Source organism: Methanobrevibacter sp. UBA417 (assembly GCF_002508845.1).
Classification (GTDB): domain Archaea; phylum Methanobacteriota; class Methanobacteria; order Methanobacteriales; family Methanobacteriaceae; genus Methanobrevibacter_A; species Methanobrevibacter_A acididurans.
In genome coordinates, this window is the sequence record NZ_DAZC01000021.1 from 11,898 (window position 1) to 30,092 (window position 18,195).

19 protein-coding genes are annotated in these 18,195 nt (G+C 27.9%); 13 read left to right on the forward strand and 6 right to left on the reverse strand.

The features are described 5' to 3' along the window. The first annotated feature begins 197 nt into the window (after window positions 1-197). From hdrC to comA, 5 genes are read left to right on the forward strand one after another with little or no spacing between them, the layout of a single operon-like run. Window positions 198-791 carry a ferredoxin:CoB-CoM heterodisulfide reductase subunit HdrC gene (gene hdrC, locus BP769_RS03510; RefSeq protein ID WP_413862086.1) on the forward strand — a complete coding sequence of 198 codons (594 nt, stop codon included), beginning with the start codon at window positions 198-200 and terminating at the stop codon, window positions 789-791. Further along, on the forward strand, window positions 788-1,738 hold the full coding sequence (hdrB, locus tag BP769_RS03515; protein WP_413862088.1) for a ferredoxin:CoB-CoM heterodisulfide reductase subunit HdrB: 951 nt from the start codon (window positions 788-790) through the stop codon (window positions 1,736-1,738). Before hdrC ends, hdrB begins: the two co-directional genes overlap by 4 nt. Continuing rightward, window positions 1,738-4,065 (forward strand): ferredoxin:CoB-CoM heterodisulfide reductase subunit HdrA, encoded by a 2,328-nt coding sequence (gene hdrA / locus BP769_RS03520; protein WP_413862090.1) that lies wholly within the window; start codon window positions 1,738-1,740, stop codon window positions 4,063-4,065. The genes hdrB and hdrA overlap by 1 nt, the downstream gene beginning before the upstream one ends. A 27-nt stretch (window positions 4,066-4,092) precedes the next feature. Continuing rightward, window positions 4,093-5,349: a methanogenesis marker 16 metalloprotein gene (locus tag BP769_RS03525; protein ID WP_409198806.1), complete on the forward strand. Its 1,257-nt coding sequence runs from the start codon at window positions 4,093-4,095 to the stop codon at window positions 5,347-5,349. A gap of 22 nt (window positions 5,350-5,371) precedes the next feature. Continuing rightward, on the forward strand, window positions 5,372-6,142 hold the full coding sequence (comA, locus tag BP769_RS03530) for a phosphosulfolactate synthase (RefSeq protein ID WP_413862092.1): 771 nt from the start codon (window positions 5,372-5,374) through the stop codon (window positions 6,140-6,142). Here comA and comE read toward each other — a convergent pair whose 3' ends face one another. Together comE and comD are read right to left on the reverse strand one after the other, a co-directional pair. Continuing rightward, the gene (gene comE / locus BP769_RS03535; protein WP_413862094.1) at window positions 6,143-6,685 is read right to left on the reverse strand and encodes a sulfopyruvate decarboxylase subunit beta; all 543 of its coding nucleotides are present in this window, start codon (window positions 6,683-6,685) and stop codon (window positions 6,143-6,145) included. Window positions 6,686-6,687: 2 nt separating this feature from the next. Beyond that, complete coding sequence (comD, locus tag BP769_RS03540; protein WP_413825792.1) at window positions 6,688-7,191, reverse strand: sulfopyruvate decarboxylase subunit alpha; 504 nt, start codon at window positions 7,189-7,191, stop codon at window positions 6,688-6,690. 181 nt (window positions 7,192-7,372) lie between these two features. Between comD and BP769_RS03545 the strand changes: the two genes are divergently transcribed. The 3 genes from BP769_RS03545 (at window position 7,373) to feoB (ending at window position 10,622) form a co-directional block, all read left to right on the forward strand. Then, window positions 7,373-7,921, forward strand: coding sequence for a DUF2115 family protein (locus BP769_RS03545; RefSeq protein WP_413862096.1), 549 nt, complete (start codon window positions 7,373-7,375; stop codon window positions 7,919-7,921). Window positions 7,922-8,085: 164 nt separating this feature from the next. Further along, a complete protein-coding gene (locus tag BP769_RS03550; RefSeq protein ID WP_413862098.1) occupies window positions 8,086-8,451 on the forward strand; it encodes a FeoA family protein in 366 nt (121 codons plus the stop codon). Window positions 8,452-8,597: 146 nt separating this feature from the next. Then, on the forward strand, window positions 8,598-10,622 hold the full coding sequence (gene feoB, locus BP769_RS03555; RefSeq protein ID WP_413862100.1) for a ferrous iron transport protein B: 2,025 nt from the start codon (window positions 8,598-8,600) through the stop codon (window positions 10,620-10,622). A 78-nt stretch (window positions 10,623-10,700) separates the two neighbouring features. Here feoB and BP769_RS03560 read toward each other — a convergent pair whose 3' ends face one another. Further along, window positions 10,701-11,096: a carboxymuconolactone decarboxylase family protein gene (locus BP769_RS03560; RefSeq protein ID WP_409198813.1), complete on the reverse strand. Its 396-nt coding sequence runs from the start codon at window positions 11,094-11,096 to the stop codon at window positions 10,701-10,703. Window positions 11,097-11,265: 169 nt separating this feature from the next. Here BP769_RS03560 and BP769_RS03565 point away from each other — a divergent pair, with 169 nt between their 5' ends. Continuing rightward, window positions 11,266-11,928, forward strand: coding sequence for a 2,5-diamino-6-(ribosylamino)-4(3H)-pyrimidinone 5'-phosphate reductase (locus BP769_RS03565; RefSeq protein ID WP_409198814.1), 663 nt, complete (start codon window positions 11,266-11,268; stop codon window positions 11,926-11,928). Window positions 11,929-11,930: 2 nt separating this feature from the next. On the opposite strand, the gene BP769_RS03570 is transcribed toward BP769_RS03565, so the two are convergent. The 3 genes from BP769_RS03570 to mtxX form a co-directional block, all read right to left on the reverse strand. Further along, the gene (locus BP769_RS03570) at window positions 11,931-12,695 is read right to left on the reverse strand and encodes a TatD family hydrolase (protein WP_413862102.1); all 765 of its coding nucleotides are present in this window, start codon (window positions 12,693-12,695) and stop codon (window positions 11,931-11,933) included. Between the two features lie 6 nt (window positions 12,696-12,701). Continuing rightward, window positions 12,702-13,466, reverse strand: coding sequence for a polyprenyl diphosphate synthase (gene uppS / locus BP769_RS03575; RefSeq protein ID WP_409198816.1), 765 nt, complete (start codon window positions 13,464-13,466; stop codon window positions 12,702-12,704). A 67-nt stretch (window positions 13,467-13,533) separates the two neighbouring features. Beyond that, the gene (mtxX, locus tag BP769_RS03580) at window positions 13,534-14,271 is read right to left on the reverse strand and encodes a methanogenesis marker protein Mmp4/MtxX (protein WP_409198817.1); all 738 of its coding nucleotides are present in this window, start codon (window positions 14,269-14,271) and stop codon (window positions 13,534-13,536) included. A 192-nt stretch (window positions 14,272-14,463) separates the two neighbouring features. Between mtxX and BP769_RS03585 the strand changes: the two genes are divergently transcribed. From BP769_RS03585 to BP769_RS03600, 4 genes are all read left to right on the forward strand, one after another. Beyond that, window positions 14,464-15,102: a DUF4012 domain-containing protein gene (locus BP769_RS03585; RefSeq protein WP_413862104.1), complete on the forward strand. Its 639-nt coding sequence runs from the start codon at window positions 14,464-14,466 to the stop codon at window positions 15,100-15,102. A 137-nt stretch (window positions 15,103-15,239) separates the two neighbouring features. Then, window positions 15,240-15,971, forward strand: a complete 732-nt coding sequence (locus BP769_RS03590; protein ID WP_409198819.1) for a DUF4012 domain-containing protein — start codon at window positions 15,240-15,242, stop codon at window positions 15,969-15,971. A 180-nt stretch (window positions 15,972-16,151) separates the two neighbouring features. After that, entirely contained in the window at window positions 16,152-17,324 is a 1,173-nt protein-coding gene (locus BP769_RS03595; RefSeq protein ID WP_413862106.1) for an aldo/keto reductase, read from the forward strand. Window positions 17,325-17,471: 147 nt separating this feature from the next. After that, window positions 17,472-18,161: a TMEM175 family protein gene (locus tag BP769_RS03600; RefSeq protein WP_409198821.1), complete on the forward strand. Its 690-nt coding sequence runs from the start codon at window positions 17,472-17,474 to the stop codon at window positions 18,159-18,161. The last annotated feature ends 34 nt before the right edge of the window (window positions 18,162-18,195 follow it).

Sequence of the window (18,195 nt, forward strand, 5' to 3'; positions counted from 1 at the left end):
AACTAATAAAAATTTAATGTTGATTAATTATTTTATCATTTTATTAAATTATGTATAATTTTTATTTTATAAATTGAACTAAATTAGGGGTATTTTTATATAATAATGAAAAACCTTATATATTATATTTTTATAATAAAATATTAATTAAGATTAAATAAATTTAAACATTTTTTAAAAAAATTGGATGTAAAGGTATGAGTAAAGAAAAAATAAATGAAAACCCTTTAGAACTTGCCGAAAAAATAATTCATAATCCCAAATCCTCAAAAGATATTGGATTATTAAGATGTGTTCAATGTGGTATGTGTACTAGTGTTTGTCCAGCAGCTAGACATAGTGAGTATAACCCTAGAAACATGATCGAACGAGTTTTAGAAGGTGATGAAACAGTATTAGAAGATGAAAACTTATGGAATTGTTTTTATTGCTATACCTGCCACAGTATTTGTCCAGTAGGTAATAGTGCATGTGAAGTTAATCAAGTATTAAAACAAATAGCCTTTGATGAAGGGAAAACTAATAAAAAATTAAAACCCTTCTACAATTATGGTGAAGTCTTTATAAATCAGGCTATGGGTGGTATTCCTAAAAATTTCGTAAAAGATTTAGCTAAAGATTTTGGTCCTGAATGGGTGGATTTTAAAAAAAATTTAATTCCAATACGCGAAAAATTAGGTTTAGGAAAATTAAATCCTCCAAAAAAGACAGTAAAAGAAATAAATTTATTACTTATGAATTCAGGATTTGATAAACGCCTAAAAAAATCAAAAAGGGTGATGATTAAATGAAATCTATTCCTAATGGAAAATTTTTACTTTTTAAATCATGTATGGTAAATGTAGAATATCCAGGTATTGAATCATCAACTAAATACATATTTGATAAGTTAGGCATTGACTATATAATATCTCCTGAACAAACTTGTTGCACTGGATTAGGGCACTATAGTGATGTTTTTGATGAATTAGATACTACTGTAGTTGCAGCACGTAATTTTAATTTAGCAAAGTCTTTAAATCATGGAAATTTAGCTATGATGTGTTCTACATGTTATGCTATTAATAAAAAATCTGCAGATTTATTAAATAATAATAAAGAAGTAAGAAATCATGTAAATGAAATATTTATTAAATCTGGTTTAAATGATAAAACTTACTCTGAAGGCGATATGGATTCTAGGGATAATATTTTTCATGTTGTTGAAATATTTTATAATAATCGAGAAAAAATTAATAAGCTGTTAAAATATCAATTAAAAGGATTAAAAGTTGCAACTCACCATGCGTGTCATTATTGCAAAGTTCAATATGAAGATACAATTGATGGAGTTAGAAATCCAATGTTACTAGATGAACTAGCTAAAACCTGTGGGATTGATACTCTAAAATGGTATGATCATAAAAGATTAACTTGTGGGAATGGGTTTCGCCAAAGATTTGTAAATAGGGATTATTCTTTAGAAGTAACTAAAGAAAAATTATTATCCTTAAAAGATGAGGGTGTGGACATTTTACTACATATGTGTCCAAATTGTCAAATTCAATATGATCGTTATCAACCCGTTATAGAAAAACAAATTGGGGAAAAAATTGGTATTTATCATATGAATATTAGTCAACTTATAGCTTTATCTATGGGTGCTGATCCTTATACTGTTGCAGGTATACAAACTCATAGTGTAAATTTAAATCAGGTTCTTAAAAATTTTGAAGAAATTCCTTGGGAGGTAGAATAATGGTTGTGGAATCATTAAATCATAGTAGTAATTCTGATTTACGGATAGGAGTTTTTATTTGTAAATGTGGGGGTAATATTTCTGATAAAGTTGATATTAATCGTTTAATAGATGAGATTGATGCTAATGTTATTGAAGTTTACACTAATCTTTGTAGTTTAAATGGTAGGAAGATTATACGTGATAATATTATTACTAAACATTTGGATCGTGTAGTTATTGTGGCATGTTCTCCAATTTCTCATGAAAAAACTTTTCAAGATTATATTAAACCATTAAATCCTTATTTAATGGATATGGTCAATTTACGTGAACAATGTAGTTGGGTTCATTCTTCTAAAACTAAACTTACTGATAAAGCTGTTAGTTTGGTTAATGCAAGTATTGAGAAAGTAAAACAATCTCATCCTGTAGATCCTATTCTTTGCCAAACACCAGATAGTGTTGCAGTAATTGGTGCTGGAATTAGTGGAATATCTGCTGCTACAAGTTTAGCTCGTCAAGGTTATGAAGTTTATTTAATTGAAGATAAACCTAGTATAGGGGGGCATATGGCTGGAATTGGTAAAGTATTTTCTCCAGTTAAAATTGCTGAAGAATGTGGTTTATGTCTATTGAATCCTGTAATAAAAAGTGTAGTTGAGAATGATAATGTTAATATTTTAACTAATACTCATGTAAAAAGTATTAATAGACGTGCAGGTACTTTTAATATAGTTCTAGAAAATAATCCTCGTTATGTTGATAATAATAAGTGTATAAGCTGTGGAGAATGTGCTGAAGTTTGTCCTGTTCAAGTACCTGATGAATTTAATGAATGCTTATCTTCACGTAAAGCTATTTATAAACCATATTCTCAAGCATATCCTGACACATATACTATTGATATGGATAATTGTAAAAAGTGTGGAGCCTGTGTTAAAAAGTGTAAAATGGATGCTATTTATTTAGATGGTGAAGTGGAAAATTTACCTATTACTGTAGGATCAGTGGTTATAGCTACAGGTCATGAATTATTTGATCCAAATAAAAGACCAGAATATAGTTATTCTCGTAATGAAGATGTTATCACTCAAAGTGAATTAGGTCGAATAATGGGGGTTAATGGGCCTACTAGGGGTAAACTTCTAAAACCAAGTAATAATGAGATCCCTAAACGTGTTGTAATGATACAATGTGTAGGTTCAAGAGATGATAAACCAGGAGCACATAAATATTGTAGTAAAGTTTGTTGTATGGTTGCTTTAAAAAATGCAAATATTATAAAACATAAATATCCTGATACAGATATAGTGATTTGTTATACAGATATACGAACACCTGGAATGTATGAAAAGTATTATAAACATTCTCAACAATCTGGGATACGTTTAATAAGAGGACGTCCTGGTGAAGTAGTTAAAAGTGGTGATAATTTAATTATACGTGTTGAAGATACTTTACAGAAAAAGGTTAAAGAAGTAGAAGCCGATTTAGTAGTATTGTCCACGGCAATTGAACCGTCTCAAGGAACAAAAGATATGGCTAAATTATTAAATGTTGGTTTAACTGAAGATATGTTCATAAAAGAGTCACATCCTAAAATCAAACCTGTAACAACAGATGTAAAAGGAGTATATGTTTGTGGAACTGCTCAAGATCCAAAAGATATCACTGAAAGTATTATGCAAGCTAATGCTGCAGCAAGCAAAGTATCTGAAATAATGCATGATGGAATTGAAGTTGAACCATTTATTGCTGAAATCGATAATGAAGCTTGTAATCTTTGTGGTGATTGTATAAACATGTGTAAATATAAATCTATGAGTATTGTAGATGATGAATTATACATTGATCCTATGTGTTGTTCTGGTTGTGGAAAATGTTTAACAGTATGTAAAAGAAAATCCATAAGAGTTAATGGGGATGTTGATGAGAAGATTTTCGCAACAATTTATGGTATGCTTAAGAATAAACCTTCAAATGAAAAATGTATTCTTGTATTTTTAGATAATATTGGTTATACTGCAGCAGATAATATTGGAGTTAATAGAGTTGAATATCCTGAAAGTATTCGCATAATTAAGGTTCATAGTGTAAATAGAGTAATGTCTAAACATATTATTTATGCCTTGAAAAATGGGGCAGATGGAATATTTATTGGGGAATATCCAGGAGATTTAATGTATTCTGAAGTTGAAAGAAAGATGCATACTATTCAAAATGATATAATTGCTAATAATATGGATCCTGAAAGATTACAATTTGCAAGAGTTTATATTCCTTATTTCAGAGGTTTAGCTGATAAATTTAAAGATTTTGATAATAAAATCAGATCTTTAGAATAAAATTTAGATATAATGAAGGTTTTTGGGATGAAAAATAGGACTAAAGAAGAAATTAATGAGAAAATTGTTAATGGTGAAGCAAAAATTTTAACAGCCGATGAGCTAAAAAGTAAAATTAAAAATTCTGATGAGATTTCATTTGATGATGTTGATGTTGTAACAACTGGAACCTGTGGAATTATGAGTGGAACTGCTGCTATTTTACATATTCCTATTGCTGATGGGGGTTCATTTAAAAAAGCTAAAAAAATATTACTTAATGGTGTTGAAGGTCATGTGGGTCCTTGTCCAAATGAATGGTTAGGTTCAGTTGATTTAATAATTTATGGTACTGAACATAGTAAAACTAATCCCGAATATGGTGGCGGATTTTTATTTAAAGATTTAGTTATGGGTAAGGAAATTAATGTTGAAGTTGAATCTGAAAATGGAGAATTTTTTACTAAAAAAGTAACACTTGATGATATGCCAACTGCTGAAATGATTGGAACACGTAATGCATTTAAAAATTATAATTCTTTCACTAATCCTGATAACGAAGATGGTATAACAAGTATTTTTGCCCAACCTGCTATGAAAGGAAATTTAAAAGAATACACATTTAGTGGTTGTGGAGATATTAACCCATTACAAAATGATCCGCAGCAAAATGTTATCAAAAGTGGATGTAAAATATTATTAAATGGGGCAGAAGGATTAATATTAGGTAATGGGACTAGAAGTTCTAAAGATAAACCTAATCTCATGTTAGCAGCTAATATGAAAGATATGGGTGAAAAATATTTAGGAGGATTTAAAACTTCAGAAGGTCCTGAAGTATTTGATTCAGTAGCAATTCCAATACCAATTCTTGATGAAAAAATATTTAACAATACTTTCTTGTTAGACAAAGATATTCCATTATCAATATCTCATATTAAAGGGCGACATTTACCTTTAGCTCAAATTGATTATAGTAAAGCTTGGGTTGAAGGTAATGATGAAAGACCTATTTTTAATAAAGATGAATGTTTAAATTGTGATGAATGTGATGTAAAAAAATACTGTCCAACTAATGCTTTTAAAAATAAAAAAATAAATTTAGAGTATTGTTTTGGTTGTGGAGTATGTCATAATGTTTGTAAAAATCGAGCATTTAAAATCAATTTAGGAAGTATTAAAACAGAAATTAATTCGAATAATGTTGAAATTCCTATTGTTTGTCGTGAATCTGATAGAAAACGAGCTAAAGATTTAGCTTTAGAATTAAAAGATAAAATCTTGAAAAATGAATTTAAGTTATAAATATTAAAGGTTGTGTAAGAAAATGAAATCATTTGAATTTTTATTACCTGATAGAATTAGTAAACCAAGAGATTCTGGTCTAACTATGGTTTTAGATAAAGGTTTAGGGTTAAAAAATGCAGAAAGTCTTATGGAAATTTCTGGAGAATATGTTGATTTGTTAAAATTTGGTTGGGGAACATCTATTCTTCATGATAAAGATTTAATAAAGGATAAAGTTAAAATGTATCAATCTTTTAACATAAAAGCTTTTACAGGTGGGACTTTATTTGAATTAGCTTGTTTAAATAATAAAATTGATGAAGTTTTTGAGGAATCTAAAAGTATTGGTTTTGATGCAATTGAAATTAGTAATGGTTCAATTGATATGGGTGAAGATGATAAATTAAGTTTTATTAAAGAAGCTAAAAATAATGGATTTTTTGTTTTAAGTGAAGTAGGTAAAAAGAATATTACTAAAGATAAAAGCATATCTTTAGATGAACGTATTGATTCAATTAAAGAAGAAATAAATGCTGGTTCAGATTTAGTTATTATGGAAGGTCGTGAAAGCGGTAAAAGTATTGGTATTTATGATGATACTGGAGAAGTTAAGTTAGATGTTGTTAATGCGATTATTGATAAAATTGATGTTAATAACATTCTTTGGGAAGCTCCTAATAAGAATCAACAAGTTAATTTGGTTTTAAATATTGGTCAAAATGTAAATCTAGGGAATATTTCAACTACTGATATTACATCTGTTGAATCTATTCGAAGAGGTTTACGTGGTGATACTGTGGGGAAAGTATAATTAAATTTTTTCCATAAATCTATTTTTTATTTCTTCTGGAGATAATGGAATTACTGGAGATTTTGAATTTCCAGGTTCTATTTTATATCTAATTATTACCGGTTCTGTGTAATCTTTTTCTAATAATTTTTTGAAATCTATTTTTTCATATTCATAAGCATTTTTGTATCCGATACTTTTTATGATTTTTAAAAGATCTGTATTTTTTGCATAGGTTTCTTGGTTTCCTGTTGAACCGTAAGCCCCATTGTCTAGAATTATTAAAATATAATTTTTTGGATTTTGGTTTTTTATTGTAACAAGTGTGGCTAAATTCATTAAAATGGATCCATCTCCATCTATACTTATAACTTTCTTATTGGGATTGGATAATGCTATTCCTAATCCTATACTGGAACATAATCCCATAGAACCTAACATGTAAAAGTTTTCTTCTCTATCTTTTATTTGGTATAATTCTTTACATGGGAATCCTATGTTACAAATTATTAATTCATTAGTTATATGATTCATTATTTCCTGGATTGCATTGTATCTAATCATTTTTAATTATCTCCTTTCCAGTAACTAATTTCAAAAAGTATTGCAACTTGTGTTTTTTCTTTTTCTGCTTTAATCCATGATTTTTTTACAGTTTCTTTTGCATTTTCAGGTGTTTTTGGTTTATAATATGGAATGTTTAATGATTCTAAAATTTTTGGTGTTGCTTTTCCCATGGGAACTTGACCTATTACTGGTTCTCCTTTTGTTCCTCTATGACTCATTATCATTAATAAGGGGATTTTGTATAATTGGCATAATGATGCTAGTGCATTTACACTATTTCCAAGTCCACTATTTTGCATTAAGATACATGGTTTTTTTCCAGCTAAGTAAGCTCCTGTGAGTATTCCTATTCCTTCTTCTTCTCTGGGTACAGGTATGTATGTAATTTCTTCATCTTTTTTTATTAAGTTGAATAAGTTTTGTAAATTGACACATGGTACACTTACAATAAAATTGATTCCAGCCTCTTTTATTCCTTCATATATTGCTTGGCTACTATTCAAAATTTATTTCTCCTTTAATTATTTTAATCTAATTTTTTTTTAATAATATTTTATGTTTGTAAATATATATTCCTTTGTTCTTTTAAACTAATTTTGTAATTGATTTTTAATTTTTTATATTTAAATAAAAACATATTTATTTACTTTGATATTAATTATTATTAAGTAAGGAGATTATTTTATGGATATGTTTAAAGATTTAATTAAATTAAGTAAGCAGTCTAAAGTAAGTAAAAATAATGTTTTAGACATTTTAAAAGACTATGCTAAAACTATTGGTATGTATGATCAGATGCTTGCTTGTTCTAAAATGAAAGAAGAGAATGTTTATATTCAAAAAGAATATGCAGAAAAATTTGAATCTCTTTATATTAAATCTTTTATTTTTAGAGTAAATGATATTGAGTCTGATAAAAATGAGTATGTTGGTTTAATTGATAAATTTATGTTTAATGAAGCTATAGGTTTATTTAAATTTCAATATGGCGAGGATTCTGGTTCACGGGATGAAAATGATAAATTTCCACTTATCTATGCTTTAATCAGTTTTTATACTACTTTTATCCTTGGAGAACCTATTCATCCTGTAGGTTCTCCTTTTCCTGGAAATTTATATGTTATTGAAGAAGATGGGAAGTATCTTTGTCCTGTGAAAGATGCTCAAGAAGATTCTCCTAATGCTGTATGTAAGATGTGTGTTGCTGAAAATTTAGATCATAAAAAATGTTAATTTAAATTTTTTTTATTGTTTTTTAATCCTTTTTTTAAGTGTTTAGGCATGTTTTAAGGTTTTGATGTAAAATTATATATATCAGTTTTAATAGAATAATATATAATTAAGTTTAGGATTACCTAAACTTTGTTTTTTTATTAAAAAAAATAAGGGTGAAATAAGTGTCTCATAGACATTTTAGAAATCGTAAAGGGCATCAACATGAACATGTAAATGAAGAACATTGTCATGGTAAAAATAGAATTCAATATCCTCCAAATTGTAAAAAATTAAATGAATTAGAAGAGGGGCAGCATGGTAAGATAGTATCATTCCATAATCATGGACATCAGGGGCATGTTGATGAGTCTCATAAAGAATTAAAACGTCATTTAATGAGTATGGGATTTGTAAAAGGTGCAGAAATAAAATTAGAAGAGATTGCTCCTTTAGGGGATCCTTTAAAAGTGAAAGTTAAAGGATATGATATAGCCCTCAGAAAAGAAGAAGCTGAAGATATAGTAGTTGACTTATCTGAAGAGAAATAACTTTTTTTAAAATTTTAAATATTAATTTTTTTGAAATAGTTAAAGACAATTTTTTTAAATAAAAGTTTTTTTTAATAAAAAATATTTCTTTTATAATTATTCACCACTTATCATAGACATAAAATAAACTAAGGAAAAATATTAAAATGAAAACCCTACGAATTGGTCTTGCAGGAAACCCTAATGTTGGTAAAAGTACAGTATTTAATTATTTAACTGGTATGCATCAACATGTTGGTAATTGGCCTGGAAAAACAGTGGAAAAAAGTGAAGGAACAGATATTATAATCCATAATGGGGAAAAAATAGAATTAGAAATTGTGGATCTTCCGGGAAACTATAATTTAAGTGCTAAAACGTTAGAAGAAAAAGTATCTATTGACTATATTGTAGATGAATCAAGTGATTTAATTATTAATGTAATAGATGCATCTAATTTTGAGAGAAATATGTATTTAACATTACAGTTAATGGAACTTGAAGCAAATCTTGTAATAGCTTTAAACATGAATAAATTTGCCCGAAAAAAAGAATATGAAATTGATTCAAAAAAATTATCTGAATTACTTGGTGTTCCAGTTGTTGAAATAGAAGCAACAGATGAAGTAGGTATAGAAAATTTATTAGATAAAGTAATTGAAACCTGTAAAAATCCGATAAATTCAAGTGATAAATTAGTTTATGGTTATGAATTAAAAGATCATATCCAAGATATCGTGAATGAAGTTGAAAAAGTTCCAGAATTAGCAGATATTCCGCCAAAGTGGGTTGCTATAAAATTATTAGAAAATGATGAAGCTATTACTGGACGAGTGCAAAATTCAAAAAATGCAGCAGAAATTCTTAGAGCATCTAAAAAAGTTAAAAAGCATTTACAGGATGTTTTTAATGAAAATTCTGAAGAAGTTTTAGCTAATGCTCGTTATGGTTTTATTGATGGGTTAGTAAAAGAAGCAGTTGATAAACCGGCTGTAGAAAAACCTACAACATCTGATAAGATAGATAAAGTAGTGACAAATAAGATACTTGGTATTCCTATATTTTTAGGAATAATGTTTGCAGCATTTGAATTAACTTTCACCCTTTCATCACCATTACAAAATTTAATTCAATATGGATTTAACATTTTAGGGGCAGAAATATATGTTGTATTAGGTCATACATTTTTATCTAGTTTTTTAGTTGATGGGATAATTGGAGGGGTTGGTGGAGTACTTGTATTTTTACCATTACTATTTATATTATTTTTAGTTTTATCTTTATTGGAAGATTCAGGATATTTGTCACGTGCAGCTTTTGTAATGGATCGTGTTATGCATAAACTTGTAGGTTTGCATGGTAAATCATTTATCCCTATGGTTTTAGGTTTTGGGTGTTGTGTTCCTGGTGTAATGGCAACACGTACATTGGATAATGATAAAGATCGTTTAACTACAATGCTTATTATTCCTTTTATGAGTTGTAGTGCTAGATTACCTGTTTATGCATTATTAACAGCCGCATTTTTCGCAGCTTATCAAGGTTTAATTATATTTGCATTGTATGTAATAGGAATTATTGTAGCCATTATTGTAGCGTTAATATTTAAGAGAACTTTATTTAAAGGTTTATCTACTCCATTTGTAATGGAACTTCCATCTTATAAGTTACCTTCACTTAAAGGAGTTCTTATACATACTTGGGAAAGAATTGTCGTATTCCTTAAAAATGCAGGAACTGTTATTTTTGTATTATCTATTGTTATTTGGATTTTCAGTAGTTTGCCTGTAGGTGTTAGTTATGGTGCTAAAGCTAGTTTAACTGGACAAATAGGTACATTTATTGCTCCAATTTTTGGACCTTTAGGTTTTGGTCAATGGCAACCATCTATTGCTTTAATATTTGGAGTATTTTCTAAAGAAGTTATTGTTAGTACTTTTACTTCTTTATTTGGAGCATCAGGTACTATTGGTGTAATATCTGCTTTACAATCTGTTTTCACTCCATTATCTGCATTTTCATTTTTAGTATTTGTACTATTATACACTCCATGTTTAGCAACATTTGCAACAATGAAAAATGAAACTCATAGTTGGAAATGGCCATTATTTAGTATGTGTGTAACATTAGTAGTTGCATATATTATTTCATTTGTAATATATCAAGGCGGACTTTTATTGGGTTTCAGATAAAAAGAGCAGTTTAAATATATTTTTATAAAAAATAAGAGGGGGGGGTGATGATTATATCCTCTCCACTTTTGTTTTGATTTATTCTTCTTTTTTAATTGGTAATAAATCTAATTCTTTAAATACTTTTTTTGCAGTCATCATACCATTTATTGCTGCAGGAAATCCTGCATAAGCACTCATTTGCATTATAATTTCAACAATCTCTTTGGGACTATTACCTACTTTTAAAGCAGCATGGACATGATCATATAATTCTTTTTGTGCATGGCCTAATGCAGTTATCGCAGCTACAGTGCATAATTCTCTAGTTTTTAAATCAACTTCTTTACGGGTGTATATTTCTGAATATGGAAATTCTACTACAAATCTTCCAAGATCTGGGGCAATATCTTCTAAATCTTCAAATAAATTTTCTATATTTTCTTTATTAATTTCTCTTAAAACATTCATTCCTTTTTCATATCTATCTTCCATAATTATCCATCCTTTTTTAAATTATTCACATTTATTAACTATAATAATTATTGTAAAAAAAAGTTTCATTTTTTAAGAGTAGGTAAATTTTAATTAAGTAGTAATTATAAACTTATTTTAAAAGTATATAAAAATTTTAATGTAAATCTTATTTTTAAGGAGATATTATATGAAACCTTATGTTATATTAAGTGCTGCAATGACTCTTGATGGTAAAATTGCTACAAAAACAGGTAGTTCTGAAATTTCTGGAGAAAAAGATTTAGAAAGGGTGCATAAGTTACGTAGTGATATGGATGCTATAATGGTGGGGATTGGAACAGTTCTAGTTGATGATCCACGTTTAACTGTCCATAAAGTACCTGCTAAAAAGGAAGATAATCCTATACGAGTTATTGTTGATAGTAAAGCTAGAACTCCTTTAAATTCTCGTATATTAAATGCTGATGCTAAAACTATTATAGCTGTTGGAAATAATGCTGATCCTTTTAAAATTAATAATCTTTCGGATAAAGTAGATGTTTTAGTTACAAATGGAGAAAAAGGTGAAGTTAATTTAATGGAATTAATGGATTATCTTAAAAACATAGGGGTTAATAGTTTAATGCTTGAAGGAGGAGCTACCTTAAATTTCAGCATGTTTAATGAAGGTTTAATTGATGAAATTAGAGTTTGTGTTGCTCCAATGATTGCTGGAGGTAAATTTGCTAAAACTTTAGTTGATGGTGAAGGTTTTGATAAAATGAATGATGCTGTTAAATTAAGTTTTAAGGAATCTTATATCTTAGATGGGGATCTTGTTTTAATTTATTTGGTAAAAAACTTTTTTTAATTTTACTTTATTTTAAAAACTTTTTTTGCATTATTTGTTGTTACTTTATCAACATTTTCTATGTCTATATTTTGAAGTTCTGCAATTTTTTTAACAGCTAATTTTACATTGGATGGTTCATTTCTCTTTTCTTTTGTCATTGCTAAATAAGGACTATCTGTTTCAGTAAGCATGTGATCTATAGGTATTTGGCTAGCTAAATCTTGGTGTTGTTTACTATAACAAACCATAGTGGAGAAACTCATAAAATAGTTTTCATGTTCCATAATCCTTCTTGCTGTTTTTAAACTTCCACTGTAACAGTGAAAGATTACATATGGAATATCTTCATAATCTAATATTATGTTTAATGCTTTTTTATCAGCATCTCTTACATGCATCAGTAAAGGGATTTGTTCTTGGTTTGCGATTTCAATGAAACTTAAAAATATTTCTTTTTGTTTTTGTCTTAATGCTTTATCTTTTACAAAAAAATAATCCATTCCTACTTCGCCTATTGCAGATATGTTTTTTTTGTTTTCTATTATATGTTTTTGTACTGATTTTCTTTCTTCTATTGTTGCATTTTGTGAAGTTACAGGGTGGAAGCCTAAGCTTGGGTATATGAAACCTTTTTCTTCTTTGGCATATTTCAATGCACCTATATTTGCTTCATAGTTTGTTCCACTTAATACTACTGCATCTAATGTGTTTTTTGCTCTTTTTATTACTTGGTCTCTGTCTTTATCATATTCTGGGAAGTCTATATGGCAATGTGTATCTATCATATATTTTCATGCTCCAAATCTTCTATCTCTTTCTTGGTAATCTCGTAATGCTCTTAAAAAATCTGTTTTACGTAATTCTGGCCATAAACTATCACAGAAATATAATTCACTATAACTTGATTGCCATAATAAAAATCCACTTAATCGTTCTTCTCCACTTGTTCGTATTATAAGGTTAGGATCACTTAATCCTTCAGTATATAAGTTTTTACTTACTAAATCTTCGGTTATATTTTCTTTATTTATTTTTCCATTTTCAACTTCATCTACAATTTTTTTGATTGCATCTACTATTTCTTGTCTTCCATCATAACCTATTGCTAAGTTAAGTTGGCTGTCATGGTAATTTTTTGTTGCTTCTTCTGCTTCATTAATAGCTTCTCTAACATTTGATGGTAGTAATTCTAGTCTTCCAACTGCTTTTACTCTAACTTTATTTTTGTGGATTTTTTTATGAGTAACTAATTTTTTGAAATTTATCTCAAATAGGTTCATTAATCCATCCACTTCTTCTTTTGGTCGGTTAAAGTTTTCTGTTGAAAATGCATAAACTGTTACAACTTTTATTCCAAGATCTATGCTCCAATCTAAGACTTTTTCTAATGTGTTTACTCCTCTTTCGTGCCCTTTTGTAACATCCATATTGTCTTGAAGTTTAGAGTATCTACGGTTTCCATCCATGATTATAGCTATGTGGTAAGGCATATTTTCTGGTGTTAAATGTTTGGTTAAATACCATTCATAAATGTCGTAGATAAATTGAAATACCATATTTTTGTTTTCCTTTTAATTTATTTAATCTAATTATTTATTTGTTTTTATTATATATCTTGTTTTTTTATTTTATATCTTGTGATTTTTTTGATAGGTAGTATGCTAATTTAATACTTCTTATATAAGTTTCAGTGCTTTGATCTCTACTTGTGTCTATATATATTTCGGGTATTCCTAATGTTATTGCACCCATACTTGGCCATTTGTTCATTAATACAAGTGTTCTAAATATTATATTACCTATTATTCCATCTGGGCATATTATTATATTATTTTTTTCTTGTATTGCTTTTTCTATTAGTATGTAATAATTGGTGATTTGATATTGAGGATATTCTTTTTGGATTTCTTTTGTTAATTTTTCTGATTCTTTTAAACTTTGATCTATAATTTGGCTTCTGTTTTCATCGTCTTTTCGTCCTTTTGCAAGTATTGCTATTTTTGGTGTTTTTTCCAAGTTTTCTAGGAATTCTATATTTTGTTTTATTAGTTCTTTTTTGTTTTTTAATGTTGTTCCTTCATCTATTCCTACAGGAGTTAATAAAAATTTATTTTTTTCTCCATTTATTATTGTGGAGCGGTTTATTTTTGTATTAGTATGTGTTTTTTTTATATTTTGTATTATATTTTTTGCGGGTAGTGATCCTCTTATTACAGCATTTATATTTGGGTTTTTTATTGCTTTTAAGAGTTCTTGGTTGGTTTTCACTGTTTTTATATTTATGTTTGGGTTTTTTTCAAATTCTTTTGTTGCTTTTAAGGTGTTTTTGTTTAGTCCTTCACCTATTATTATGTTTATCATGTTATTCTTTTTGTTTATCTTTTATTTTATATTTATTTTTTTTAAGGTTTCTTTGTTGGGTTATATTTATATAGTATGTAATCTATATTTTACAATTGGAATATATATTTTACATAACTATTAATAGTTTGATAATTATAAAAGTTAATAATTATAATTTTTAATAAAAATTTAATGGAGGATGATTCAAAAATGGGAACTCAAAAGAAGATAGCAATCCTATTACTCATAATAATATTATTTGGATTAATATTCTTTGTCTTTAATGGAATTTTCTTAGGAGACAGTAGTGGATCCAATATTTTAGTATGTGCTGTTGATGAATCTGAAAACAGGCCTGGAATGGGTGCTGTTGATATGGCATATTTAATAAGTACAACTGGAGGAAATAATACTCCAATTTATCCATCTGGAATGGTTCATCCTACTGCATCTGAACCTGCCCAGGCGCAAGCAGAAGGGGCGGGAAGTCAATTATTATTACATGATTCATTATGGAATAATGATACAAAACAAGGAGCCCAATATGCAAAAGAAATAGTTGAATATAATACAAATCAATCAGTTGGTCCGGTAATTTTAATAAATACAAAAGCTTTAGATGCAATTATACAAGCGGCTTCACCATTAGAATATAATGGTCAAGTAGTAAATGCTTCAGGTATAGATCTTATACGTGAAGATCAAGTCCAAGGTGCAAGTAGGGGAGATGCTGTTTTATCTTTTGCTGATGCACTAATTAATGCAACACATAATCCGATGAAATTAATTAAAATGGCAGGAGCTGCATCCTCTCAATATTTCCAAGGTAACCTTAGAATATACTTTTAATTTTAAGGTTATTTCTTACTTTTTTTTAAATTTAGAATTAATCATTAAATATAATTTTAAAAAACTTAAATTTATATTAAATGAAGTTTAAAATTATAATTTGATTATTTAATCAAATTAACTTAAGTGATTTTTTTATGAAGAGAAGAAATAAACTATTAATAGCGATTTTAATTTCTATAATCGCTTTAATTTTAGTAGTTATTGCTGGACAAATGTTTTTTGACCATGGTGGGGATTTAACTCAAGGTGAAAAGAAAATATTAGTTTGTGCAGTGGATCAAACTGAGGAGCGTCCTGGAATGGGTGCTGTTGATATGGCTTATATTATTACATTGGAAAATGGTTCAGTTTCACATTATACTCCAATTTATCCTCATGGTATGAGACATCCTACTAAAAACGAGCCTACTGAAGCTCTTAATACGGGTGCTAGAGATAATGGTGGAAAAATGTTGCTCCATGATGCATTGTGGTATAATGACACAGATGAAGGTGTTCAAAATGTTAAAGAAATTGTTGAATATAATAAAAGTGTTAAATTAGATGCTGTTGTATTGGTTAATGTGGAAGCTGCTGATGCAATTGTTAAATCTGCGGGTCCGTTAGAGATTAATGGAACTCCTACAGTTGTTAATGTACTTGATTTTGTTCGGGAAGATCAACATCAAAATAACAATACTAGGGGTCAAGCTATTATAACGGTTGTTGAAGGTTTATCTAATGCTGTTCAAGATCCTGCTACTCGTAATACTATGATGCAAATGGCTATTACTCAGTATAATAAAGGAAATATTGTGGTATGGCCTAAAGGTTCATTTATACAATTGCTTTATACGAAAGGTTTTAATTCAATTGTTAATAACTAATGAATTTATTAATTGTTAAGGGAAAACTCTATGGGGTTTTCCTTTTTTTTATAGATTAAGTAATACTTTTTATTATTTATTTAATATCAAGATAATAATTTTATATAATAATTTATAAAAAAAGTAATAACATAAACCCTTCATTTAGTACTAAGATAAAAAAAGGGAGGATACAAAAAATTGCAATACAGAGAATTAGGAAAAACAGGAGAAAAAGTATCACAAATAGGCTTTGGACTAATGAGATTACCAGTATTAAATGGTGACAACACAAAAATTGATACTAAAAAAGCCTCTGAAATGTTATCTTATGGAATTGATAATGGAATAAACATATTAGATACAGGATTTGATTATCATGGCAACTGCTTAGATGAAAATGGTGGAGCATCCGAACCATTCTTATCCGAATTTTTAGATATGGGTTATCGAGAAAAAGTATTAATAAGTAGTAAACTACCATTATACCCAATCAATAAAAAAGAAGACTTAGATTATTACTTCAACAAACAATTAGAAAGATTAAACACAGATTGTATTGATATTTACATGCTCCATGGAATTAAAACAAACCTATGGGGTAAACTAATGTTTACTGGGTATCTTAATGAATTTTTAGACAACCTCTTATCTGAAGGAAAAGTAAAACATATTGGATTTTCACATCACGGAGATTATCAACTGTTCCAGAAAGTAATGAATTATTATGATAAATGGGAAGTAGTACTCACACAAATGAACTACTTAGACACACAATATAAAAGTGGAAAAAAAACAATAGATTACGTTGGAGACAATGGAATAGGAAATATGATAATGGAACCTCTAAGAGGAGGAACATTAGTAAATAATATACCTCCAAAAGTTCAAGAATTAATGAATACTAGTGACAATATTAAATCACCAATAGAATGGGGATTAGGATATCTTTGGAACATGCCACATATCAATTGTGTATTAAGTGGAATGAGTACATTAGAACAAGTAAAAACTAATATTGAAATAGCAAACAAAGCTAAACCAGGATATTTCACAGAAGAAGATAATAAAATCCTTAAAAAAATAATCAATGAATTTCGTCACTCTAGTGAAATCTCATGTACTTACTGTAATTATTGTATGCCTTGTTCCCATGGAGTAAACATACCTAAATGTTTTCATGAATACAATGAATCAAAAGTATTTGATAAACCAGATAAAATTTCTAATCAATACTTTGATGTAATAACTGAAAAAAGTAGAGCAGATCAATGTAAAAATTGTGCACAATGTTTAGAAGAATGTCCACAAGATATTGATATAATGACTGAATTACATAAAGTAGAAGATTACTTCAAAAATACTAAGCATTAATTCATAAACAAATTTTTAATAGTGATTATTGAAGTTAGTATAGTGTGATTAATTTTTAATATAAAATAGGATTAACTATTTTTGTATTGATAATTTTAATAGTAGAAATTATAAAATATAAAATAACTACTAATTGAAGTGATAAATTTGCCACGAAATGTATTGATTAAGCATGCTCCAGATCGTTTATCTGGGTTAATTGATGGAATTTATGCTATTGCTATGACAATACTTGTTTTGAGTATTGCAGTACCTTCAGCTAATGTAATTACTACCAATTACCAAATGACTACTTATATAATTGAATCCTTAGGACCTTCAATATTAATGTATTTTATAAGTTTCTTTTTAATAGCTAACTTCTGGTCTAATAGTAATTTACTTTTAATCATTGAAGAAATTGATAATACAGTTTACTATATCAATTTAGTTGCTTTAGCATTTATTTGTTTAATTCCATTTGCTACAGAATTTTTAGCAAAATTTTGGACATTTTTTGAAGCAGATATTATTTTTGCATCATTAATTTTTATAGTATCCTTATTATACCTTTATATGTTTATACATTCATTTAAAAAAGATATTATCATGAAAAATTTTAGAGTTCAAATGAAGCCATATATGCGTACTCTAATGTTTATAATTTTGTATCCCGTTATTGCATCTGGATTAGCAATTATTTTAAGTTTTTATTCACCTGTATTAAGTATATCATCCTATCTCTTAGTATTAATCCTAAGATTAATTTGGAAAATCTTTAAACATATGGATATTAATCCTGCTGATGAAAATCATATTAAAGCTCTTGAAAAAGAAGTTGAAGAAGGCAATAATTAAAAATCTAAATATTTTTTCTATTTTTTAAAATTTT